This is a genomic window from Streptomyces sp. V1I1, assembly GCF_030817355.1.
Taxonomy (GTDB): Bacteria; Actinomycetota; Actinomycetes; order Streptomycetales; family Streptomycetaceae; genus Streptomyces.
Window position 1 is genome coordinate 7,815,847 of the sequence record NZ_JAUSZH010000001.1, and the last position, 19,756, is coordinate 7,835,602.

Annotated in this window: 25 protein-coding genes; 13 read left to right on the top strand and 12 right to left on the bottom strand. The window is 68.8% G+C overall.

Annotated features, from left to right (window positions below; all coding sequences use genetic code 11):
* Positions 1-106: 106 nt before the first annotated feature.
* The 3 genes from QFZ67_RS36520 to QFZ67_RS36530 are packed head-to-tail and all read right to left on the bottom strand — an operon-like array spanning position 107 to position 993.
* Positions 107-532 carry a recombinase family protein gene (locus QFZ67_RS36520; protein ID WP_307665324.1) on the bottom strand — a complete coding sequence of 142 codons (426 nt, stop codon included), beginning with the start codon at positions 530-532 and terminating at the stop codon, positions 107-109.
* A complete protein-coding gene (locus tag QFZ67_RS36525; RefSeq protein WP_307665325.1) occupies positions 529-831 on the bottom strand; it encodes a recombinase family protein in 303 nt (100 codons plus the stop codon). Before QFZ67_RS36525 ends, QFZ67_RS36520 begins: the two co-directional genes overlap by 4 nt.
* Positions 832-993 carry a hypothetical protein gene (locus QFZ67_RS36530; protein ID WP_307665326.1) on the bottom strand — a complete coding sequence of 54 codons (162 nt, stop codon included), beginning with the start codon at positions 991-993 and terminating at the stop codon, positions 832-834.
* A gap of 234 nt (positions 994-1,227) precedes the next feature.
* Here QFZ67_RS36530 and QFZ67_RS36535 point away from each other — a divergent pair, with 234 nt between their 5' ends.
* The 4 genes from QFZ67_RS36535 (at position 1,228) to QFZ67_RS36550 (ending at position 3,024) form a co-directional block, all read left to right on the top strand.
* The gene (locus tag QFZ67_RS36535) at positions 1,228-1,569 is read left to right on the top strand and encodes a helix-turn-helix transcriptional regulator (RefSeq protein ID WP_307665327.1); all 342 of its coding nucleotides are present in this window, start codon (positions 1,228-1,230) and stop codon (positions 1,567-1,569) included.
* Positions 1,570-1,572: 3 nt separating this feature from the next.
* Entirely contained in the window at positions 1,573-2,079 is a 507-nt protein-coding gene (locus tag QFZ67_RS36540; RefSeq protein WP_307665328.1) for an SRPBCC family protein, read from the top strand.
* A complete protein-coding gene (locus QFZ67_RS36545) occupies positions 2,079-2,699 on the top strand; it encodes a dihydrofolate reductase family protein (protein ID WP_307665329.1) in 621 nt (206 codons plus the stop codon). Before QFZ67_RS36540 ends, QFZ67_RS36545 begins: the two co-directional genes overlap by 1 nt.
* Positions 2,700-2,784: 85 nt before the next feature.
* On the top strand, positions 2,785-3,024 hold the full coding sequence (locus QFZ67_RS36550; RefSeq protein WP_373430171.1) for a Tn3 family transposase: 240 nt from the start codon (positions 2,785-2,787) through the stop codon (positions 3,022-3,024).
* Between the two features lie 22 nt (positions 3,025-3,046).
* Here QFZ67_RS36550 and QFZ67_RS36555 read toward each other — a convergent pair whose 3' ends face one another.
* Complete coding sequence (locus QFZ67_RS36555; RefSeq protein WP_307665330.1) at positions 3,047-3,193, bottom strand: hypothetical protein; 147 nt, start codon at positions 3,191-3,193, stop codon at positions 3,047-3,049.
* A gap of 1 nt (position 3,194) precedes the next feature.
* Here QFZ67_RS36555 and QFZ67_RS36560 point away from each other — a divergent pair, with 1 nt between their 5' ends.
* The gene (locus QFZ67_RS36560) at positions 3,195-4,091 is read left to right on the top strand and encodes a DMT family transporter (protein WP_307665331.1); all 897 of its coding nucleotides are present in this window, start codon (positions 3,195-3,197) and stop codon (positions 4,089-4,091) included.
* A gap of 28 nt (positions 4,092-4,119) precedes the next feature.
* Here the strand turns inward: QFZ67_RS36560 and QFZ67_RS36565 are convergent, their stop codons facing one another.
* On the bottom strand, positions 4,120-4,365 hold the full coding sequence (locus QFZ67_RS36565) for a hypothetical protein (protein ID WP_307665332.1): 246 nt from the start codon (positions 4,363-4,365) through the stop codon (positions 4,120-4,122).
* A 360-nt stretch (positions 4,366-4,725) separates the two neighbouring features.
* On the opposite strand from QFZ67_RS36565, the gene QFZ67_RS36570 reads away from it, so the two are divergent.
* Both QFZ67_RS36570 and QFZ67_RS36575 read left to right on the top strand, forming a co-directional pair.
* Positions 4,726-5,739: an IS110 family transposase gene (locus tag QFZ67_RS36570; RefSeq protein WP_373430172.1), complete on the top strand. Its 1,014-nt coding sequence runs from the start codon at positions 4,726-4,728 to the stop codon at positions 5,737-5,739.
* A gap of 295 nt (positions 5,740-6,034) precedes the next feature.
* On the top strand, positions 6,035-6,952 hold the full coding sequence (locus tag QFZ67_RS36575; protein WP_307665334.1) for an SMI1/KNR4 family protein: 918 nt from the start codon (positions 6,035-6,037) through the stop codon (positions 6,950-6,952).
* Between the two features lie 54 nt (positions 6,953-7,006).
* On the opposite strand, the gene QFZ67_RS36580 is transcribed toward QFZ67_RS36575, so the two are convergent.
* From QFZ67_RS36580 to QFZ67_RS36590, 3 genes are all read right to left on the bottom strand, one after another.
* Complete coding sequence (locus tag QFZ67_RS36580) at positions 7,007-8,992, bottom strand: hypothetical protein (protein ID WP_307665335.1); 1,986 nt, start codon at positions 8,990-8,992, stop codon at positions 7,007-7,009.
* Positions 8,993-9,606: 614 nt separating this feature from the next.
* The gene (locus tag QFZ67_RS36585; RefSeq protein ID WP_307665336.1) at positions 9,607-10,119 is read right to left on the bottom strand and encodes a DinB family protein; all 513 of its coding nucleotides are present in this window, start codon (positions 10,117-10,119) and stop codon (positions 9,607-9,609) included.
* A 149-nt stretch (positions 10,120-10,268) separates the two neighbouring features.
* A complete protein-coding gene (locus QFZ67_RS36590) occupies positions 10,269-10,790 on the bottom strand; it encodes a hypothetical protein (protein WP_307665337.1) in 522 nt (173 codons plus the stop codon).
* A 90-nt stretch (positions 10,791-10,880) separates the two neighbouring features.
* On the opposite strand from QFZ67_RS36590, the gene QFZ67_RS36595 reads away from it, so the two are divergent.
* Positions 10,881-11,783, top strand: coding sequence for a helix-turn-helix domain-containing GNAT family N-acetyltransferase (locus QFZ67_RS36595; protein ID WP_307665339.1), 903 nt, complete (start codon positions 10,881-10,883; stop codon positions 11,781-11,783).
* 17 nt (positions 11,784-11,800) lie between these two features.
* Here the strand turns inward: QFZ67_RS36595 and QFZ67_RS36600 are convergent, their stop codons facing one another.
* Entirely contained in the window at positions 11,801-13,000 is a 1,200-nt protein-coding gene (locus tag QFZ67_RS36600; protein ID WP_307666099.1) for a YncE family protein, read from the bottom strand.
* 279 nt (positions 13,001-13,279) lie between these two features.
* Here QFZ67_RS36600 and QFZ67_RS36605 point away from each other — a divergent pair, with 279 nt between their 5' ends.
* Positions 13,280-13,942 carry a TetR/AcrR family transcriptional regulator gene (locus QFZ67_RS36605; protein WP_307665341.1) on the top strand — a complete coding sequence of 221 codons (663 nt, stop codon included), beginning with the start codon at positions 13,280-13,282 and terminating at the stop codon, positions 13,940-13,942.
* A 41-nt stretch (positions 13,943-13,983) separates the two neighbouring features.
* Here the strand turns inward: QFZ67_RS36605 and QFZ67_RS36610 are convergent, their stop codons facing one another.
* Entirely contained in the window at positions 13,984-14,979 is a 996-nt protein-coding gene (locus tag QFZ67_RS36610) for a GlxA family transcriptional regulator (RefSeq protein WP_307665342.1), read from the bottom strand.
* 71 nt (positions 14,980-15,050) lie between these two features.
* Here QFZ67_RS36610 and QFZ67_RS36615 point away from each other — a divergent pair, with 71 nt between their 5' ends.
* On the top strand, positions 15,051-16,379 hold the full coding sequence (locus QFZ67_RS36615; RefSeq protein ID WP_307665343.1) for an APC family permease: 1,329 nt from the start codon (positions 15,051-15,053) through the stop codon (positions 16,377-16,379).
* Here QFZ67_RS36615 and QFZ67_RS36620 read toward each other — a convergent pair.
* Entirely contained in the window at positions 16,371-17,132 is a 762-nt protein-coding gene (locus QFZ67_RS36620) for an alpha/beta hydrolase (RefSeq protein ID WP_307665344.1), read from the bottom strand. The two genes, QFZ67_RS36615 and QFZ67_RS36620, sit on opposite strands and share 9 nt — an antisense overlap.
* A gap of 175 nt (positions 17,133-17,307) precedes the next feature.
* Here QFZ67_RS36620 and QFZ67_RS36625 point away from each other — a divergent pair, with 175 nt between their 5' ends.
* Together QFZ67_RS36625 and QFZ67_RS36630 are read left to right on the top strand one after the other, a co-directional pair.
* Positions 17,308-17,925, top strand: a complete 618-nt coding sequence (locus QFZ67_RS36625) for a hypothetical protein (protein WP_307665345.1) — start codon at positions 17,308-17,310, stop codon at positions 17,923-17,925.
* Positions 17,925-18,281 carry a hypothetical protein gene (locus QFZ67_RS36630; protein ID WP_307665346.1) on the top strand — a complete coding sequence of 119 codons (357 nt, stop codon included), beginning with the start codon at positions 17,925-17,927 and terminating at the stop codon, positions 18,279-18,281. Before QFZ67_RS36625 ends, QFZ67_RS36630 begins: the two co-directional genes overlap by 1 nt.
* A gap of 19 nt (positions 18,282-18,300) precedes the next feature.
* Here the strand turns inward: QFZ67_RS36630 and QFZ67_RS36635 are convergent, their stop codons facing one another.
* Positions 18,301-18,558: a hypothetical protein gene (locus tag QFZ67_RS36635; protein WP_307665347.1), complete on the bottom strand. Its 258-nt coding sequence runs from the start codon at positions 18,556-18,558 to the stop codon at positions 18,301-18,303.
* 600 nt (positions 18,559-19,158) lie between these two features.
* On the opposite strand from QFZ67_RS36635, the gene QFZ67_RS36640 reads away from it, so the two are divergent.
* Positions 19,159-19,680, top strand: coding sequence for an LPXTG cell wall anchor domain-containing protein (locus QFZ67_RS36640; protein ID WP_307665348.1), 522 nt, complete (start codon positions 19,159-19,161; stop codon positions 19,678-19,680).
* Positions 19,681-19,756 lie beyond the last annotated feature (76 nt).

The window sequence follows — 19,756 nt, forward strand, 5'->3', positions numbered from 1 at the left end:
CGGATCGCGGGGTACCGCGGGCCGGGGCCGCCAGGGGTGCCGTTAACGAGCGGCGAACCAGGTGACAAGTAACCCGCCAGTAGCTTTCGGATCGAAGGCGCCCTGCTCACTCGTCGGTGTCGTCGGACGCTTTGGCTTCGGCGAGGAGGCGGTAGACGGTGGCGACTGAGGGGTGCTCGCCCTTGTTCTTGCCCGAGGGGATGACGAGCTTGCGGGCGATCTGCGGGACAGTGACGCCCTGGGTGCGCAGGGCGCGGGCGTAGTCGGCCATATCGTCGTCGACGACCTTGGGGTGCCCTCCGTGACGGCCGCGCTCGCGGGCGGACGCCTGGCCTTCCAGGGACTTTTCCCGGATGTACTCGCGCTCGGACTCGGCCATGCCGGCGAAGAACGCGAACAGGGCGGCGCCGTGCCCGGACGGGTCGTAGACCCCCTGGAGGGGGCCGGTGAGGAGTTCGAGCTCGATGTCGTGGTGACGCAGGTCCTCCGCGATGGCCAGGAACTCGGCGGCGCCGCGGCCCAGCCGCTTCATCTCAGCACCGTGAAAATCACCCGCTGATGAGGGACGGCCTTCTTGATGGTGCGGGCGAAGTCCATCGCCTTGACGAACTCCGGCCCGACCTTGATCCGGGTGCTGATCTTCTCCGAGAAGACCGGATCGCACCCGGCGTCGGCGAGGGCGCCGAGCTGGCTCTGGAGCTCTTGCTGGGCAGTACTGCACCTCGCGTACCCCACTCTCGTGGGCTTCGTCGCGGCCTCCGGCACTGCGGCATCGACGGCCAGGCCCCTCTCCCACGCGCGGCCGGGGCCGCGGTCGGAGGGGGTCTTCACCTAAAGCTCGGCGCGGAGCTGGGGCACCAGCATGAAGCGCGGGGTGTGGTACTTCGGGGCGACCTTGCCGCCGCGGGTGCGGCAGGTGCTTCCGGCGGGCACTTCACAGGTGGGGCAGTCGAACTGTTCGACGATGGCGGCCGGTTCGGCGAGCTCTGGCATGTCGCGGGGCAAACCGGACACGGTTCGCCGGGGTCCGCGATCCCTCAGAACTACTCATTTCTGCGAACACGAAGCGTGACGGTTTCCGCCTGGACTAGGTCAGTCGCGCCGATCACCGGGACCTGTCATCGCTCGGTTTCCGCAGCCGCTGACAAGGGTCACGATCGTCATCTGACAAGACCCGCCTGATTCCTCCGGCTTGACGCATGCCGATATCGGAATATGATGGAACCCATGGCACGAGCAGCGACGACGTCGGACGTCTTCAACGCGATCGCCGAGCCGCAGCGCCGGGAGATCCTGCTGCTGCTGCGGGCGGGTGAGCGGCCGGTGACCGAGTTGGCCCAGGAGTTGGGGATGACCCAGCCGGGGGCGTCCAAACACCTGCGGGTGCTCCGGGAGGTCGGGCTGGTGCGGGACCGCAAGGCAGGCAAGCAGCGCCTGTACGGCCTTGACGCCCGCGGGCTGCGACCGGTCCACGAGTGGACCGGCGGGTTCGAGCGGTTCTGGAACGAGAGCTTCGACCGGCTGGACGAGTACGTGCAGGACCTCAAGCAGGCAAGGCAGGAGGAGTGACCGATGGCAGCGACAGGACGGGACGCGCCGGCGCAGTCAGCGACGGCCGACCGCGAGATCGTTATCTCCCGGGTCATCAGTGCCCCACGGGAGCTGGTGTTCGAGGCGTTCACCGAGGTGCGGCACCTGTCGCGGTGGTGGGGACCGGAGGGGTTCACCACCACCACGCGGGCGTTCGAGTTCCGCGTAGGCGGGGAGTGGGACTTCGTGATGCACGGACCGGACGGGACGGACTACCAGGAGTGGATCTCCTGGACCGAGATCGCCCCGCCGGAGCGGATCGCGTTGCTCCACGGTGAGTCCCGCGGCGACCCGAACGCCTTCGAGTCGGTCCTCACGTTCGCGCCCGACGGCGCGGCGACCCGGATCGAGATGCGCACGGTGTTCCCCACCAAGGAGCTGCGCGACGAGGCGGTCGAGAAGTACCACGCGATCGAGGGCGGCCGGCAGACCCTGAGCAACCTGGCGGCCTACGTCACCGAGATCGTTCGGAAGGGAGCGGAAGGCTGATGGCCGGAAAGGTGTTCTTCAGCGTGACGATGTCGCTGGACGGGTTCATCGCGCCCGAGTCCCTCGAGGACTTGATGGGGCAGCAGTGGATGGAACTGCAGCAGTGGATATTCCCGCAGCGGTTCCTCCGGGAGAACCTGAAGCTTGGCGAGGGCGGCGAGGAAGGGCGCGACAACGACATCGTGCGGGAGACGTTCGAGCGCACCGGCGCGAGCGTGATGGGCAAGCGCATGTTCGACGCCGGCGAGCAGGCGTGGCCGGAGGAGGCGCCGTTCCACACGCCGGTCTTCGTCGTGACGCACGAGAAGCGTGACCCCTGGGAGCGGCCGGGTGGAACCACCTTCCATTTCGTCAACGACGGCATCGAGCCCGCGCTCGACCAGGCCCGCGAGGCCGCCCGCGACCGGGACGTCCGCATCGCGGGCGGCGGCGCGACGATCTTGGAGTACGTGAACGCGGGCCTGATCGACGAGTTCTCGATCGCGCTGTCACCCGTGCTGTTCGGCTCCGGAATCCGCCTGTTCGAGGGCGTGGACGCGGGCCGCGTGGCCCTGGAGCCGGTCCGCGCGGAGCCCTCCCCAAGGGTGACGCACCTGACCTACACCGTCCGGGAACGGTAACTGCCCCGAACTCAGCGCTCTCCCGCCGAGGTCAGCTGCCCGCGGACGGCCCGGCCCGCCCTGGCGGCGACGACGGGCCGCGAAGGTGGCATTCGCTATCTCGACGCCGACGGCCTTCAGCCCGACGGCGGTCATGATTCGGCACGCCACCACCATGCAGGCCGAGGGCAACTACGTCGATTCGCATGGCCAGTCGGAAATCGGGTTCGGACTGACCCGGCTCCTGGGCTACGACCTGCTGCCGCGCATCAAGCAGATCAACAAGGTCAAGCTGTACCGGCCCGGCCGCGAGGACGAGGACAACTACGAGCGACGCGTCGGGTGACGGGCGACCAGGTGATGGGCGATCAGGTGATGAGCCGGAGGACCACTGGAGGGTGGCGGCCCAACTGGTCGAGGGATTCGCCGCCCTCGACGAGCACGCCCGACAGCTGTTCTCCCGGCCCGCGTCCGGCCTGAATCCCCGCGACCGCTGAGCCCTGGAGGCCGTCCACGGTGCATACCCTGCTGCCGGTCCTCTTCGCGCTCCGCGCGGCGCTCAGCAACAGCGTCGCCACCGTGCTGCGACGCAAGGCCGCCCTGAGCGTGCCGCGTTCCGACGGCCTGCGCGCGGGCCTGATGCTCGATCTGCTGCGGCGCCCCGTCTGGCTGGCCGGAATCCTCGCCGTCATCGCCGCGGCCGTCTGCCAGGCGCTGGCTCTGGCGACCGGACCACTGACGGTCGTACAGCCCCTGTTCGTCCTCGAACTTCCCCTCACGCTGATTGTCGCTTCACTCCTGCTGCGCCGACGGCTCCCGCGCGTCGGCTGGGCGGCGGTGGCCTTCGTCGTGACGGGTCTTGGTGTCGCCCTCGCCGCCGCGTCGCCCACGGGCAACCGCACGCATGTACCGCTGGACCGCTGGGGCCCTGCCCTCGCGGTCTGTGTGTGCGCGGTCGTCGTTCTCGCCGTCACTGCGCTGAGTCGCAGCGAAGGCCGGGCCCGCGCGGCCTGTCTGGGCACGGCCACCGCCATCAGCTACGCGCTGACCGCGGCACTGATGAAGGCGTCGATGCACATCCTGGACGATCAGGGGACCGCAGCCTTCTTCGCCGCCTGGCAGACCTATGCCTTCGCGCTGGCCGGCGTGGCCGCACTCTTCCTCCTGGAGAACGCGATGCAGGCCGGCCCGCTGGTCGCCTCCCAGCCCGCCATCACTCTGGGCGACGCGCTGGTGAGTCTGGCCCTCGGCGTCACCCTCTACGAGGAACACGTCCGCTCCGGCTTGTGGCTGATGCCGCAACTGCTCGGCCTCGCATTGATCGCCTTGGGCGCCGTCGTACTCTCCCGGATCCCGCTGACACAGTCCGTGGTCGCGCCCGACGAGACACGGAAGAGTACGGAAGCGCCTTAAGCGAGCACGTTCGAACCCGGACCGCGCATCAAGCCGCCCGGCTGTCCTGCCCTCTGTCCTCGGGCGGGACGGTCCGAAGCCGGGCTACCAGACCGAAGAAGGAGGCCTCGTTCCCGGCCAGACCGATGGCGCGCAACGCCTCGTCGGCCTCTGCGATCGGGACAGTCAGCAGCGGAAGGGCGAGCGGGGCCTGTCGCGGGTCGCCGAGGACAGCCTGGGTGGTCTCCAGCAGCCGTACGTACGCCTGTGCCGCGGCGAGCTCGGGATCGGTCATCTCGGTTGCCTCCTTTGGAAGGTGTCGGACCGTCAAGCATCTCGCACGGCACTGACATTTAGCGTTGACGGTGGCTTCCCGGGATCTTCGGGGGCTGCGTAGGGTGCGTCGGGTCCGGTTCCTCCGGCATGGCTGGATCACTGACCGAAGCGTCTGCTCACAGGCGACTTCTCCACGTTGATTGTTCAGCTGGTCGAACCGCCCGACGCACGTGCGTCCCTGTTGGGAACCCGTGGCCGCGCCCGGCGTGGACCACCGCTACCGAATGTCCGGTCAGCACAGCCCTGCGGAACACGCGCTCAAGGGCCATGACGGATGTCCCGGGCGGCAACAGCACTACGCACAGACGGGACGCGGCCGTTGAGAATCCACCTGGGCATCGACGTGGCCTGCCGGGCCTCGCATCGTGCCACCTGCACCGACGCCACCGGAGAAGTCCTCATCTCCGCACGGCGTTTCACCACCACCGCCGACGACCTCGAACGGTTATGGGCCGCCCTGCCCGCCACCGACGACGTCATCGTGATCATGGAACCCACCCGCAACGCCTGGGTCCCGTTGGCCGCCTGGTTCCAGAACCAAGGCGCCACGGTCGTGCTGGTACCTCCCGAACAGTCCTCCGACCTGCGCGACCACTACAACAAGCACACCAAGAATGACCGCCTGGACTCCCGCGTCCTGGCCCGGCTGTCGCTGCTGCACCCCGAGGGCCTGCGCCCGCTGTCCGACACCGGCCCCGCCCACCCCCTGCGCCGCGCTGTCCGCCGACGCAGCTCGCTGGTCGAACGCCGCACCGCATCGTTCTACCGGCTCGATGCGCTGCTGGAACTGATGGGGCCCGGCTGGGGCGACGCCCTCGGCTCCGGCGCCTACTGCAAGGCCGCCCTCGCGGTCCTTCAGCGCACCGGCGCCGACCCCCATGCTCTTCGCCGCCTGGGCCCCAAACGGCTGGCGGCACTGCTCATCCGGCACAGCCGCGGGCAGTGGCGCGAAGACCGCGCCGAGAAGATCATGGAAGCGGCCCGCGAAACCCTCCGGCTCTGGCCCGACGGCCTGCTCGACTACGCCGAGCTGGCCGAGGACATCGCCGCGTGCTGGGACGGGCACTCGCCCGCTGGCAGCTGTCGACCGGCATCGCCCGGTCCATGGCGCCGGCGGCGCTCACTGGGCTACTCGAGGTCGGTCCGGGACTGCTGTGGGTGTCCTGGCGGGCACCACCCTGCTGGCGGCTGTCGCCATACGCCGCGGAACCCCTGCCGACCACCGCACCCAACGCAGGTACGGGGACTGAGAGGCATCGTCCACACGCCTGGACTGCACCGAGCTCCAACTCTGATTCCGTGCACCTCCGCCGCCTTCCCTGCATATCCGTGAAGGCCGGGACTACGGTATCGATCTCCCCGGAGTCGATGAGCCTGCGCACTTCTTCGACGGAAAGCGGGGGATGCGCGGTCAGCCACAGGATGAGCGGCATCCGGACCTGAACGGGCGGCTGACCCCGCCCCCGCGCTGCTGCGCCACCCCGCCCCGTCTCAAGACCCAGCAGGCGGGCGGCTGACCCGTATAGCAGCCCGGCCCCGTCCGGCCGGGCTCCGGTACAGGCCAACCGGCCGCCTCCGCTCCGGGGTCTGAGAGTCTTGGGTATCCGGCTACTGACGAGGAGCAGGCTGTGGCTGTTGAAGTACCGGCGGACATACAGGAGCGCTGCAAAGAGCTGGGGAAGGGCGTTGGATACGCCCTGAAGGTGCTGTGCAGGCAGCTTGAGGACAACCCCCTGCTGGGCAGTCCCCTGGGGGTCCCGTCCCTCTACATCGCACAGATCGACGGCGAAACCTTCGAAGACTGCCCGGAACTGAACGTGCACTACGCCTACGGCCCTCCCCTGCTGGAGGAGGGACAAGTACAGATCAAGGGCATCGAAGAGACCCATCCGGCTGCCGTCGAGCCGAAAGAGGAGGCCGTCGCGGCTCCAGACCCACATCAGGAGGAGATCGAAGCGCGGCAGGTGACGGACGCCTGGCGGCGCATCGAGGCGTGGCTGTGTGAGCATGCTTCCGCCTCATTCGATCTGCTCAAGCCGGGCGCCTCGGAGGGTGAGATAGCCGCGCTGGAAGAAGCAATCGGCGTGCGCGCACCGGCGTCCTTGAGGGCACTGTGGCGGCTTCGCGCAGGTCTCCGCCACGCGCCCGGGGCCGGATTCCTCACGGAGTACAACTGGGCGCTGATGGATCTCGACGCGGTGGTCCTGGTCTACCGGGAGCGCATGGAACTCCAGCGGGACTGGGGAAGTGACGAGCCCTACCTGTGGAAGCCCTCCTGGTTGCCCTTCTGCTCGTGGGGCACGGACGACTACACCTCTGGTCTCTACCTCGATTCCGAGAGTGGAGAGGTCTGCCGCTGGTCTGAGTCGATCGACCGTCTTACCGAGTTCGAGTCGCTGACGGCCTTTCTGGAGGGGATGGCGGATGCTCTTGAGGTGCCCTCTCTTGTCACATGGCCTAAGCCCGGACTACTGAACGGCAGACTTGTGTGGGGGCCACCAGGTGATGCGAACGAAGAGGCGTTGTGGCGGCCGTGGAACGGATGACATGAGTGAGGGGGACCCGCCGGTGCCGGTCCACCTCACTCATGTCAGGTTGTGTCAGCCGACCTTGCGCCAGGCGCAGGTGGTGTCGGCATTCGCGCAGTGCTCGAAGCCGGGGTTGCTGACGAAGAATCCGTCATTGTCCAGTAGACGCCAGAGGGTGGGGTTGAGCTTGCTGAATGCCTTCCGGTTCTGGGTTGACTCGATTCCGGCCCGTCCGCACCGCTCCTTCCAGGTGGGCCCGTTCGTGGCCGCCCGGGTGTCGGCGAGGAGGCCGAAGTTGGCGCTGCCGTCACCCAGCTTGTCCGTGAAGAGCTGGGCACACTGGTCCCCGGAGGACACCTGGTTGACGCCGCCGGGGAAGCCGCCGCTCTCGTGGGTGGAGGCCATGGCGTACTCGTCGCAGTCCATCGTGCCCACGGAGGTGTCGGCCAGGTGCGTCGTCCAGCTGCTCGGGCAGACCTTGCCACGGCTGTCATCCGAGGTCCACGGCTTGCCGTCGGGCCGGGTCACGGTGGTGTCCGGGCCGAGGTAGTGCAGCAGGGAGTCCCACTTCACCGAGCCGGCGTGGTCGGGCATCTTCTCCTGCATCAGCCAGTAGTACGCCCCGGCCGCGGGGTACAGGTTGGTGTCGACGGTGTACGTCGGCTTGAAGAACGGCAGCACACAGCCGGGCGCCACGCCCTTGAGAATGTCGTCGCAGCGCGGGGCGAGTTCCCTGACGCGCACGTCACCACTGGACCCGAAGTCAGCAGTCGCACGCGCGGTGGCGCTGGCATCGACGCTGCCGGTGATCGACCAGCCCAGATCGATGATCTCCTTGCCCGTACCGGACCAGGTCGTCTGCACGGTGCCCCAGCGCCCGCTGTACGGGCCCGCTTCCGAGGCGATCCAGTGCGCGTCAGACGTGTTGTTCTGGTTGTCCGCCCACTTGGTGGACGACGTCACGCAGGAGCTGCACGCCGTGCCCACGTTCCACTTCAGGGTCACGCCCTTGAGCGCGGCGTCGATGTGATCCGGCACCAGCACGATCTGCTGATCGAACTCACCGAAGTCGGATCCGCTGTCGCCCTTCTTCGGATACGTCTTGATCCGCTGCTCGATGTCGAACGTCGCCGTGCCCAGCGCGGGCTGCTCCGGGTCGGTGTCGACAAAGATCAGCGTCGCGCTGCCGATGCTCTTCAGGCAGGCTTCGGTCCGGTTCATGTAGTCCTTGCCCACCGGCTTGTCGTAACACCAGTCGACCAGCTCGACGGCAGGCGCGGCTGCCAAGGACCGCTTGACCTTGTTGGACTTCGGGCTGATCTCGATGCACAGCTTGCGGCCCTGCACGTCGGCCTTGCCGCACGTCCGCTTCTGTCCGGCCTTAAGGGTCGTGCCGTCCTTGCGCAGCGTGGGCGGCGCCGGGCCCGGATCGGTACGCGTCACCTCGATCACCTTCTGCGCGATCGGATCGATCGACGACGAAGCCTGCGGCGCAGGGAACGTCACGTAAGGCTCGATACGGAAGTTCGCCCACGGGGACCAGCTGGTCTCGTACAGGCTGCCGTCATAGGCGCTGGTGTGGAACGTGTACGTCACGCCCGGCTTCAGCTTCCCGTACGGGACGGTGACGGATGCGGTCTTGCCCGACGCCACATAGCCCGACACCAAAGTCCCGTACGGGTTGGCGTCTGTCAGCTTGACCTGGGTCTTGGGCTTGCCGTTGGCGTCAGTCGTCCACACCTCGAAGGTCAGGTTGCTCTTGTCGCCGTCGGCGTCGGTGACCGTGTTACGTAACACGGTCTCGGGTGCGATGACGCGCCAGGTGCTGCCGTTCTTCTTGAACTGCGGGCCGGCCGACGGGGACTTGCCCGATACGGGGCGCGAGCCGGCGGCTGCCGCCTCTTCCGGCCCGGCTGCTGGACGCGACGCCGGAGCAGCGGAAGGGGTGGGACTCGGCGTGAAGCCGGCGGCTGACGCCGTTCCCACTCCCGCGAGCAGAGCGAGGACGGCGCCTGCGGCCACGTGCCGCAGTGCCGACAGGGTGCGTATGCGTCTCAACTTCGAATCCTCCTTGAGGGTACGTATGTTCGAGCAAGCTCATCAGACGCACCCTCAAGGCCATATGGCCGGGGTCATGGTTTGCCCCGCATCGAGAAAGTTCAGCCAACAATCCCAACCTCGCCCGAACTCCGCCGCGCCCGCGCACCGGTGACTGCCCGTCAGGACGGGCTCGGCGGTGGCTGACCGTCCCGTCCGGCAGTACGTTCAATAACAGGGAGGCAGGTGCCACGCCCAACCCCCGGGGCGTGGCACCTGCCTCTCTTTTTGCGATATCGGCCGCGCCGTCTACGGGTGCAGGACGGGGCACCCGGACGCGGTACCCGCTCCCGCCGCAGCCGTCTTGGTGAAGGCTGCCGTGCTGGCCGCAGCACCCCCGCCCAGCTGGGCCAGGATCTCCTTGGACGGCAGGTCTTCCTTGCCTTCAGGGCGTCGGCGACGTCCTGCGCGGACGAGAACAAGAACACCATCTGCGCGGCGATGTTGTCCTGAACGATCCGCGCGCCCACAACTCGTCATCGACTTCCCACGGCTTCGGCCGAGTCACCCCGCACCCCCGGATCATCGGTCCCGGAGCGACCCAACCACTTCGAAGATCATTTCGTTAGGAGTTCTTAGTAGTAGCCCTTTTCACCGTCCAGAAGCTCCCGGATTGTATCCACGTGACCCGCGTGCCGGGCGGTCTCCTCGACCATGTGGATCAACATCCACCGCAGGGTCGCGGCAGCGGAGTCGAAGTCGGGGTGGCGGCCCACGTCATCCAGGGAATGGGCCGCAATGATCTCGTTCGACACCGCGCATTGCCGGTCGTACTCATCGAGGAGCTGCGCGAGGGGGATGCCTTCGACCATCATGTCGGCGTCCTCGGGCCCGTCCTCGAATTGGGGCCCCTTGGCGGGTCGGCCCAGGAAGAGGACCTCGAACCAGGCGTTCTCCACCCATCGCATGTGGGAGATGACACCGGCCATCGTCATCCGGGGCGAGGTCGGCAGGACGGATCGGTGGGCATCCGCGTCGGACAGCCCTTCGCACTTCCATTGGATGATCGCGCGCTGCATGTCGAGCCAGCCGACTAGCTGCGTCCGTTCGTCGGCTACGTAGGGAGGGCGAGTGCGGGGAGGCGTCATGGGTGCCGACGCTACGTCAGCGGTCGTCATGTCGCACGAGGTTTTTCACGCCAGTGAGCGCAGCTGTCGCACCGTCAGATACCTTACCTGCTCGGCCGGTTGGAAACACGGCCTTGCTCAGGGGTCGCCTGCCCCAGGGTGTGTGTGTCCTACTCGGTGTCAGGCCCCTGTGCTCGCACCTCCTGGACGTGCTGGAGGGAGTCACGCAGGTCGCTCAGCCAGGTGTCCGCATTGCGCTGCACCAAGCGGACGCACCACGCCAGTGCGTCGCTGCGGCTTCGGGCGACTCCGCCGGCGATCAGGGTGTCGAGCACCTGGCGCTCGGGCTGGCGAAGGCGCGTCATCACCGGTGCGGAGACGGTGGTGTACATGGCCCGCTTGTCACCGCACTCCACACCCCACGAGACCTTGCGCCTGAACCGCCGCTCAGCTTCACGCGCCACCTCGATGCGCTCTTCGCGTGTACGTTCCCGGAACTCCGACATACGTCCCTCCAGGGACGCGTCGCGTTCCGCCTCGGCCGCCTCGGCGCCGAGGTCAGGCTCCGGGATCCGGCCGACGACGGTGATCTCCTCACGATCCACGGTCACGTCCAGGAGCTCACTGAAGAGTCCTTCAGGTATCCGCCCGGCGAACCAGCCGCGCAGCACCTGTTCCTCGGTTGTAATCATGTAATCAAGATTAGGCAGCTGCGGCGATGGAAGGAAGGGTGTCCGCCCACGGCGTAGCGAGGCACGGGATCTCTGACTAGAGTCAGAGATATGAGTGAAACAGCGACCCAGCAGGTTCGGTCGTTCAACCGCACCGTGACCCAGCGGATCGGCGCGCTCTACGACAAGTACCTCGCCCGGGACCGGCCGCTCGGTGCGTCCCGCGTGCTGTGGGAGATCGGCAACGACGGCGCCGAAGTCAGGTCTCTGCGTTTCCGTCTGGGACTGGACTCCGGTTACCTGAGCCGTCTGCTCCGGTCCCTGGAAAGGGACGGTCTCGTGGCGACGGAGTCGGACCCTTCGGACAGGAGGGTCAGGATGATCCGCCTCACCGAGCGAGGCCGGGCCGAACACGCGGTGCTGAACGAGCGCAGCGACGATCTGGCCCGATCCCTGCTGGCCCCGCTGAGCACCACGCAGCGTGCCCAACTGGTGGAGGCGATGGGGGTCGTGGAGCGGCTGCTGACCGCGAGCCTGGTCGAGATCGTCGTCGAGGACCCGGCCACTGAGGCGGCCCAGACCTGCCTCCGGTCGTACTTCGCAGAACTCGACACCCGCTTTGCCGCCGGCTTCGATCCGAGCCTGAGTATTCCGGCTCAGACCGCAGAACTCACCGAACCCGCGGGCCTGCTCCTGGTCGCCCGCCTCCGGGACGAGCCCATCGGCTGTGGGGCCCTCAAGCTCCATGGCACAAGGCCCGCCGAGATCAAACGTATGTGGGTCTCGACGGCGGCCCGAGGTCTCGGCGTCGGCCGACGGCTCCTCGAAGAGCTGGAACAGCACGCCCGCCGACGGGGCGCGCACCTTGTGCGGCTCGAGACGAACAAGACGCTGGGCGAGGCCATTCACCTCTACCGTTCCGCCGGCTACGTGGAGGTCGCCCCCTTCAACGACGAGCCGTATGCCCACCACTGGTTCGAGAGACGACTCGACGACGTCAACTCGGGGTTGTGAGCAGCCGCTCCTCGGAATCAGCCCGCGCCGGGGCGGGTCCAGTCGGCCGCCACATGGGCGATGCGTACGCGCTGCGGATGGTCGCCCACCGCCACGGACGCGACCTTCTTGCCGGTGGCGAAGTCGATCGCGGTGACGCGGTCCGCGCCGCTCTCCGAGATGACGCAGGATGTGCCGTCGCCGCTCACGGTCGCCCAGTACGGCTTCGAGGCCGACACCAGCGGGCCCTCCTGGAGCGTTGCCCGGTCGACGATCGTCGCGTAGTCGTCCATCGTCCCGGCGATGCACAGCTTGTCGCCCGCCGGGTTCATCGACATGCCGTGGTGGCGGGAGTCGTTGACCCAGGTGGTGCGGTCCTCGCTGGTCGCGGGGTTCTTCGGCAGCGTCTTCACCCGGGTGATCCGGTCGGAGGCGACGTCGTACTCGACGAAGCCGTTGAAGAAGGAGACCTGGAAGTACAGCTTCGACTCGTCCGGTGTGAAGGCGACGGGCCGGATCGCGTCGGACAGGTCCTTGCGGCCGAAGGCGTCGAGGCGCCCGCGCATGTCGATGACCTTGACTTCTTTGAAGGTCGTGGCGTCGACGACGGTGATGCGGCGGTCCCCCTTCGTCCAGTCCAGCGCGGGGTCGTCCAACGCGGTGTTGACCTCGCCGATCGACATGTTCCAGAGGTACTTGCCGCCGTTGGTGAAAACGTTCTCGTGCGGTTTGTCCCCGGTCTTGAAGGATCCGGCCTGTTTGCCGGTCCGGATGTCCAGCACATGCACGGTGTTGGACGTCGAGGCCGAGACGGCCACGCGTGTGCCGTCGGGGGAGACCGCCATATGGTCGGAGCGGTAACCGGACACGGGGAAGCGCCAGTTGATCCGGCCCGTGGCGAGGTCGATCGACACGACGTCGGCGAAGCTCGGGCGGGAGACGACCATGGCCGAGCCGTCGGGTGTGGAGTACATGTCGTCGACGAACTGGTCGTGCCCCTCGCCGGGGCCGTTGCGGATGCCGAGGAAGTAGATGAGCTTGACCGGGTTGAGGTAGATCTCCGCGAGCCGTTGGTCCTTGTCCGGAATGACGTTGATGCGGCCGATCTTGGAGAAGTCCCCTTTGGGCGCGATGACGTCGGCGGTGCCGTCCCAGTTGTTGCCCACGAACATCACCTCCTTGAGGCCCGAGGCGCCGTCACGCGGGGCTGCCGCCGTCGCGGAACCCGCGCCCGCCATGGTGAACGCTGCGGCGAAAGCGCTGAGTACGCGCAGGGACGCGCGGCGCTGGGGAACACGCACGGACACGATCCGCCGTGAACGCCGGCTTGTGGGCAAGGACATCGTCGTCCCTTCCGTGGGGGAGTCGGGTGCGGCTTGTGCGAAGAGCGGTGCCAGCAGCCCAATCTGAAAACGCGTGCGTTCAGATTGGGGCTACTGGAAAGTAGCCAGAGGCGAGACACTCCACAAGACTCACGACACGAGAAAATGCCAGGACCGACGAGGGAGGGAGGGCCAGTGGCGGGCAGGCTCAGACAACCCACCGGCCGCTACGCGGGCAGATCCGCCGAGGAGCGGCAGGCCGACCGGCGTCAGCGGTTCCTCGACGCCGGGCTCCAGCTCTTCGGCGACAGCCCCGGTTACCGTGCCACGACCGTGGCGGCGTTGAGCGAGGCCGCGGGACTGTCGACCCGTCAGTTCTACGAGGAGTTCCGCACCCTTGAAGACGTCCTGGCCGCGCTGCACCTACAGGTCAACGACTGGGCAGAGGAAGCCGCCCTGACCGCGCTCGCAGGCGCCGACGGTCTGCCGATCGCGGAACGCGCCACGGCGGCCTTCCGCGCCTACGCCGCCAACGTCGCCGGCGACCCGCGTCGTATCCGCATCACGTTCGTCGAGATCATCGGTGTCAGTCCGCGCCTGGAGGAGCAGCGCCTGGCCCGGCGCTCCCGCTGGGTGGACCTCATCCGCGCCGAGGCGGCAGCGGCGGTCGAGCGAGGTGAGGCGGCGCCTCGTGACTATCGCGTCGCCGCGGCGGCCTTCATCGGAAGCGTGAACGGTCTCCTGCACGACTGGAGGGCCGGCTGGGTGGACGCGACGCTCGATCAGGTCGTCGACGAACTCGTGCAGTTGCTCCTGGGCATCCTGCGCCCGGTCGACCGGCGGCCGCCGAGCCCGTAGCCCGCCCCTGTCCCCAGCCCGCCCCCGCGCGCAGCTCGCCCTCAGCGCAACGGTGAGGCCTGCCCGGCGACTCGCCGGCCCGCGCGATGGCGGAAGACATGGCGGTACGTCTGCGGGGACACCGTCGTGATCCGCCGGAAGTGGTGCCGCAGATTGGCCGCAGTGCCGAAGCCCGTACGCCCGGCGATGAGCTCCACCGGCTCGTCGGTGGTCTCCAGCAATTCCTGTGCCAGCCGCACTCGTTGCTGGAGGAGCCATTGCAGCGGAGTCGTCCCCAGGGTGTCGCGGAACCGGCGGGCGAAAGTGCGCTCGCTCAGCCGCGCCACGCGGGCCAGTTGCGGGACGGTGAGCGCCTCGTGGAGGTTCTCACGGGCCCACCGCAGCACCGGCTCGAGACCGTCGTCCTCCTCCGGCCGCACCAGGGGCGTGACGTACTGAGTCTGGCCGCCCTCACGGTGCGGCGGCACGACCATACGGCGGGCCACCTCGTTGGCGACCGCGGAGCCGTGGTCCCGGCGTACGAGGTGCAGGCACAGGTCGATGGCGGCCCCACTGCCGGCCGACGTCAGGATGTTGCCGTCCTCGGTGTAGAGCGCGGACGGGGTGAAGCCGACGTCCGGGAACCGGTGCGCGAAATCGCCGATGTTCATCCAGTGCGTCGTCGCCGGCCGGCCCGTCAGCAGCCCGGCGTGGGCGAGGACGTACGCGCCGCTGCACAGCGAGACGATCCGGCGGCCCATCTCGTGCGCCTTGCGCACCGCGTCGACAAGGGGCTGCGGCGGGGCGAGCTGCACGGGGCGGGCGCACGCGGCCACGATGACCGTGTCCGCCTCGATCAGGTCGTCCATGCCGTACGGGGCGTCGACCGTCAGCCCGGTCGCGCTGCGCACAGGTCCGGGCTCCGCGGCGCACATCCGCAGCTCGTACCAGGGCGCCACGATGTCGCTGCGGTCGAGGCCGAAAACCTCGCACGGGATGGCCAATTCGAAGGCGGGGCTCCCGTCCGTGACGGCGACAGCCACGATGTGTCGGCTCATGGCAGAAATTTATCGCATCATGGCAATTCTGCCGATGGTTCACAGCAGGCCAGGTCAGCCAGGGTGCAGCTATGAGCCATACGAACATCCGGCCCGCACGTGGCCTGCTCAGCGCACCCCAGGGCGCGGCACTGTATATCGGCGCAGTGCTGGGGACCGGCGTCATCACCTTTCCCGCGCTCGCGGCCGAGGCCGCAGGCCCCGCCTCGCTGCTGGCATGGCTCGGACTGGTCATCCTGTCCGTGCCGCTCGCCGCGACCTTCGCCGCGCTCGGCGCCCGCTATCCGGACGCCGGCGGGGTGTCGACCTATGCGCGGCTGGCGTTCGGTGAGCGGACTGCGGCGGTGGTCGGCTGGTGCTTCTACTGTGCGGTGCCGCCGGGCGCGAGCGCCGCTGCGCTGTTCGGCGGCGCGTACGTCTCTTCGGCCCTCGGCGGCGGCAGGACGACCACCGCCGTGACTGCCATGGCGCTGATGGCGGTCGTCACCGCCTTCAACGCCGTGGGCCTGCAGATGACGGGGCGGGTGCAACTCGCGCTCGCGGCGCTGCTCGTCCTGTTGCTGCTCGTGGCGGTCGGGCTTTCCCTGCCGCACGCACGGATGGACAACCTCCAGCCGTTCGCGCCGCACGGCTGGACTGCGATCGGATCGGCGTCGGTGCTGCTGGTATGGAGCTTCGCCGGGTGGGAGGCCATCACGCACCTGGCGGCGGAGTTCCGGCGCCCGACCCGGGACCTGCCGCGGGCCGCGGGGGCGGCGGTCGTGGTCGTGGGCGTGCTGTACCTCGCGGTGGCGTTCGCCGTAGTCGCCGTTCTCGGCTCCGCCGCGGCGGACACGGACGCGCCGCTGGGCGACCTCATGGCCAAGGGGCTCGGCGGCAACGCCCGGCTGCTGGCCGCCGCGGCCGCCGTGCTGCTGACGCTGGGCACCATGAACGCGTACTACGCCGGCGCGGCGAAGCTCGGTGCCGCCCTCGGCCGTGACGGTGCGCTGCCGTCTTGGCTGACCCGCGGCAGCATGGTCGGCGAGGCGCCCCGGCGCAGCCTGGGCGTCGTCTCCGGACTGGCGTTCGTGGTGCTGCTGGCCGTGGTCACGACGGATGCCGGAGTGGAGCCGCTGGTGCTGCTGGCCAATGGTTCGTTCGTGGCGGTGTACGCGATCGGGGTCGCCGCGGCCGTTCGCCTGCTGCCGCGACGCAGCAAGGGGCGCGCCGCCGCCCTGGCGGCACTTGTCGCGGTCGTGGCCCTGCTTGCGATGAGCGGCAGATACCTGGTCTGGCCCCTGGTGGTGACAGGAGCGGCGCTGGTCTACCTGCGGATCAGCAGACGCCGCGGGACGGCGGAGTCCACGCGTCGCGCGGACACGGCCGCCGACGTGGGCGAGCGGACCCTCTCACCGTGACGGCCGATTCCGCGGGGCGCGCGCCTTTGCAGCGGTGGCGATGACGCGAGCCACGTCCGCCCCCGCGTCGAGAGCGCGCGGGTCGGTCGTGGCCCGGCAGCGGCCGAGCGCGGGGTCGTACTCGGTCGCGATGACTCCGGCGTGATCCGTGTCCAGCTCCGCCAACTGCACCGGCCAGTGCCGTGCTTGCAGCTCGGTGTGGAGCGCGCGGGAGCGGTGGATGCTGACCGCCGAATCGGCCGAGCCGTGAACGAGCCGGACAGGCACGGGCGAAGCGGAGGTCTCGGCAAGATCGTGCAGGGGTACGGAGGCGGTGCTGCGGGCGGGCCGGTCGTAGTCACCGGCGATGCCGACCACCGCGGCAGGGCGCCAGCCCTCGGTCAGGTCGGGACGCAGTGCGATGGCAATCGCGGAGCCCGCTCCGGCCGACCAGCCCGCCAGGACGATGTGCTCCGGATCCGCCCCGTGGACCGATGCGTTGTCCCGTACGTAGCGAAGCGACGCGATGAGGTGTGACCGGCCCCCGTCGGCAGCGTCCGAGCGCCAGTCCGGAACGAAGACCGTCCTGCCGTACGAGGCCGTCTCCTGGGCCAATGTGGCCAGGACGTCTCGCTCGTCGGGCCCGACACCGTGCCAGAGCAGTACGCAGGGCGCGGACGTCTGGTGCCGAGCAGGTCGGTACACATCGAGGAGCCGACTCGCCGTCCGGTCGGCGAGGACATACGGCACGGTGTGCGCTTCGGTCGTGAGCATCGCTACCCCCAGGACTCCCCAGGGAGCGTAACGAAGGGCAGCACGCGGGTGGGTAGGCAGACCACCGCCTCTCGTCAAGACCCCGCATGCTGCGCCGTAGTGGCGGTCCGTTTGGCCGGCGAATTACTGGCAACTCGCCTTGAGAAATGCCCCATCGTGAACCGGGAAGGCAGTCATGTCCACAGTCCTGATCATCGTCGCTCTGGTCGCGGTGCTCGTGATCGTCGCCGCCGCGGTGCTCTACCTCGGACCGGGTAAGGGAGGTGGCCGACGGGGGCTCAAGCGGCGGTTCGGGCCCGAGTACGACCGGGCCGTCGCCGGCCACGACGGCGACACCAAGGCCGCGGAGCGCGAACTGAACGAGCGCGTCAAGCGTCACGGCTCTCTGAAGGAGCACCCGCTGTCGAACGAGACGCGTGAGCTGTACGTCGCCCAATGGACCGTTCTCCAGGAGCGCTTCGTCGACTCCCCGGACGGGGCGGTCGCCGCGGCGGACCAACTGCTGGCCCGGCTCGCGGGGGAGCGGGGCTTCCCCGAGGCCGCGCGGTACGAGGAGCAGCTCGCCGCCCTGTCCGTCCACCACGCGGAACTGGTCGGAGGCTACCGCCGCGTGCACCGCGCGGCACACGGGCAGGCGAGCACGGAGGAACTGCGCGAGGCGATGGTCGACGGCCGCGCTCTGTTCGAGGCCCTGGTCACAGCCCGTCCCGAGGACACCCGCGGGCACAGTGCAGGTGAGGCGGGGCTCGGTCGGCGCGTACATCTGCTGAAGCCGAAGGGGAGTGGCGCCTGATGGCGTACGAAACGGAGCGGACCGAGTCGCCCGGGCGCCCCGAGCCCTCGCGGCCGCAGGACCGGCGCCCGGCGGTGCAGCTCATCCCGCCGGACGAGCGCGACAAGCTGGCCCTGCGCCTGCAGCAGTCTCTCACCGGCTTTGTCGACGGACCGCGGCACGCGGTTGAGGAGGCGGCGGCGTTACTGGACGAAACCGCCAAGCGCGTCACGGCCGCCCTCACAGAACGGCGTCACTCCCTCCGCGCCGACTGGCAGAGCGCGAGCGAGGGCAGCTCGGCGGAGGCGGACACGGAGGAGCTGCGTGTCGCCCTGCGCGCGTACCGCGAGGTGACGGAACGGCTGCTGCGGTTGTAGACCGGGGACTGTCGGCGGTTCAGTGAGAGCAGGACTCCCTCGCCACCTTGCCGGGGTTGCTGTCGGCGCTCCCCCAAGCGGCCGCGTTCGCCTCGAACTTCTGGTGCAGTGGACCGTCCTTCACAACCTCCACGAGCCCGCCGCCCTGGTCGGCCCAGACCGGGTAGTCGGCATGGCGGTGCTCGTCGGTGTACGCGGAGATGACGTCTTTCCTGCCGCCTTGGTTGTTGTACATCGAGTGGCTGCCGTACCCGACGAAGATCCGCGGGTGTTCCATGCCCCGTGCCGCGTGCCCGCGGTCGTTGTTCCAGCTCTCCGCGTCACGCCAGGCGACGACCCGGTGGCCGCCGTGGGCGCTCAGCAGCAGTCGGTCCCGGGCCCAGTCGTTGCCCGGTGCTGCGGCTTTCCCGCTACAGGGTAGGGGTGGTGAGGGAGCCGGGCCAGGACGAGTTTCGGAGCACCGTTTTGGTGAATTCCGGCCTCTGGCAGGCACGTTGGGGGCTGATCATGCCCGCCGTGGCGGCAAGGCCTGTTCTCGACCTTGCCGCCGCCGCGGCGGCCGCGCCGTCGTCGGTGCGGTCGATGACGGCGTTGCAGTCGTTGGGGGCGCGGCCGGCTTGCCCACCACTCGGGAGGGCGCCGTGGCGGTCGTCGCAGAGCCTTGGCGCCTGTACGCCGGCTCGGCAGTACTGGGCGAGCCATCGTCACTCGGATGGTCGGCCGTTTTCACTCGCATGCTTCTCGGGTCGCGCCATGTCGGCCGTGCTCGGAAACGCTGAGGTCCAGCCGCCTCTCCTCCAGAAATGGGAACAGCATGGCCATGTCGTCCGTCCTTGGCCCGTGGATACGTTCGCGTCACGGGTATGCGATCGCAGTGGTGCTCACAGCGACGGCGTTCGCCGCCGCCAGGCCCGCCGCGGCCGACGCAACGCCCACCAGCCCTGGTGGCGGTGACGGCCGTGCCGGATCCAAGCCCACCCTGGTGCTGGTGCACGGCGGTGCGGTGATCAGCAGCGCCGCCGCCGGCAACCCACAGGCGCAGTCGCTGGTCTACATATCCGCGTTCATGCCGGACAAGGGCGAAGTCCCCGGGATCAGTGCCGCTGCGTTCGTGAACAAGGCCATCGCCCCCGACGTGGAGCGATTCGAGGCCAAACGCGCCCGCTCACACCCCGTGGAGGTCAACTCCTCCCGCGTCGCAATGATCTCGCACCCCGACGCCGTCACCGATCTCATCCTCAACGCCGCCGGTGCCCAGTCGCCCGCGAAGCCGACCCTGGCCGAGACAGGCTCCAGGACCCGGGACCTCACAGCCGTCGGCGGTGTCGCAGTGGCCACGGTGCTCGCGGGCGCTGGTCTCTTCGCGGTTACCCGCAAGCGGCGGAATTCGAAGCGCTGACGACTGAGTACTGACGCCCGCCGTCGGCCGATTGATCACCAGCAGTTGCCGCAGACGGCACCGGCGTCCCGAAAGA

Coding starts and splice junctions, on each gene's coding strand:
- QFZ67_RS36595 (WP_307665339.1), top strand. CDS start 10,881: ATGAGTGAAACAGCGACCCAGCAGGTTCGGTCGTTCAACCGCACCGTG.
- QFZ67_RS36615 (WP_307665343.1), top strand. CDS start 15,051: ATGAGCCATACGAACATCCGGCCCGCACGTGGCCTGCTCAGCGCACCC.
- QFZ67_RS36520 (WP_307665324.1), bottom strand. CDS start 532: ATGAAGCGGCTGGGCCGCGGCGCCGCCGAGTTCCTGGCCATCGCGGAG.
- QFZ67_RS36535 (WP_307665327.1), top strand. CDS start 1,228: ATGGCACGAGCAGCGACGACGTCGGACGTCTTCAACGCGATCGCCGAG.
- QFZ67_RS36600 (WP_307666099.1), bottom strand. CDS start 13,000: ATGGCGGGCGCGGGTTCCGCGACGGCGGCAGCCCCGCGTGACGGCGCC.
- QFZ67_RS36540 (WP_307665328.1), top strand. CDS start 1,573: ATGGCAGCGACAGGACGGGACGCGCCGGCGCAGTCAGCGACGGCCGAC.
- QFZ67_RS36530 (WP_307665326.1), bottom strand. CDS start 993: ATGCCAGAGCTCGCCGAACCGGCCGCCATCGTCGAACAGTTCGACTGC.
- QFZ67_RS36585 (WP_307665336.1), bottom strand. CDS start 10,119: ATGACGCCTCCCCGCACTCGCCCTCCCTACGTAGCCGACGAACGGACG.
- QFZ67_RS36630 (WP_307665346.1), top strand. CDS start 17,925: ATGGCGTACGAAACGGAGCGGACCGAGTCGCCCGGGCGCCCCGAGCCC.
- QFZ67_RS36625 (WP_307665345.1), top strand. CDS start 17,308: ATGTCCACAGTCCTGATCATCGTCGCTCTGGTCGCGGTGCTCGTGATC.
- QFZ67_RS36620 (WP_307665344.1), bottom strand. CDS start 17,132: ATGCTCACGACCGAAGCGCACACCGTGCCGTATGTCCTCGCCGACCGG.
- QFZ67_RS36565 (WP_307665332.1), bottom strand. CDS start 4,365: ATGACCGATCCCGAGCTCGCCGCGGCACAGGCGTACGTACGGCTGCTG.
- QFZ67_RS36635 (WP_307665347.1), bottom strand. CDS start 18,558: ATGGAACACCCGCGGATCTTCGTCGGGTACGGCAGCCACTCGATGTAC.
- QFZ67_RS36545 (WP_307665329.1), top strand. CDS start 2,079: ATGGCCGGAAAGGTGTTCTTCAGCGTGACGATGTCGCTGGACGGGTTC.
- QFZ67_RS36590 (WP_307665337.1), bottom strand. CDS start 10,790: ATGATTACAACCGAGGAACAGGTGCTGCGCGGCTGGTTCGCCGGGCGG.
- QFZ67_RS36610 (WP_307665342.1), bottom strand. CDS start 14,979: ATGAGCCGACACATCGTGGCTGTCGCCGTCACGGACGGGAGCCCCGCC.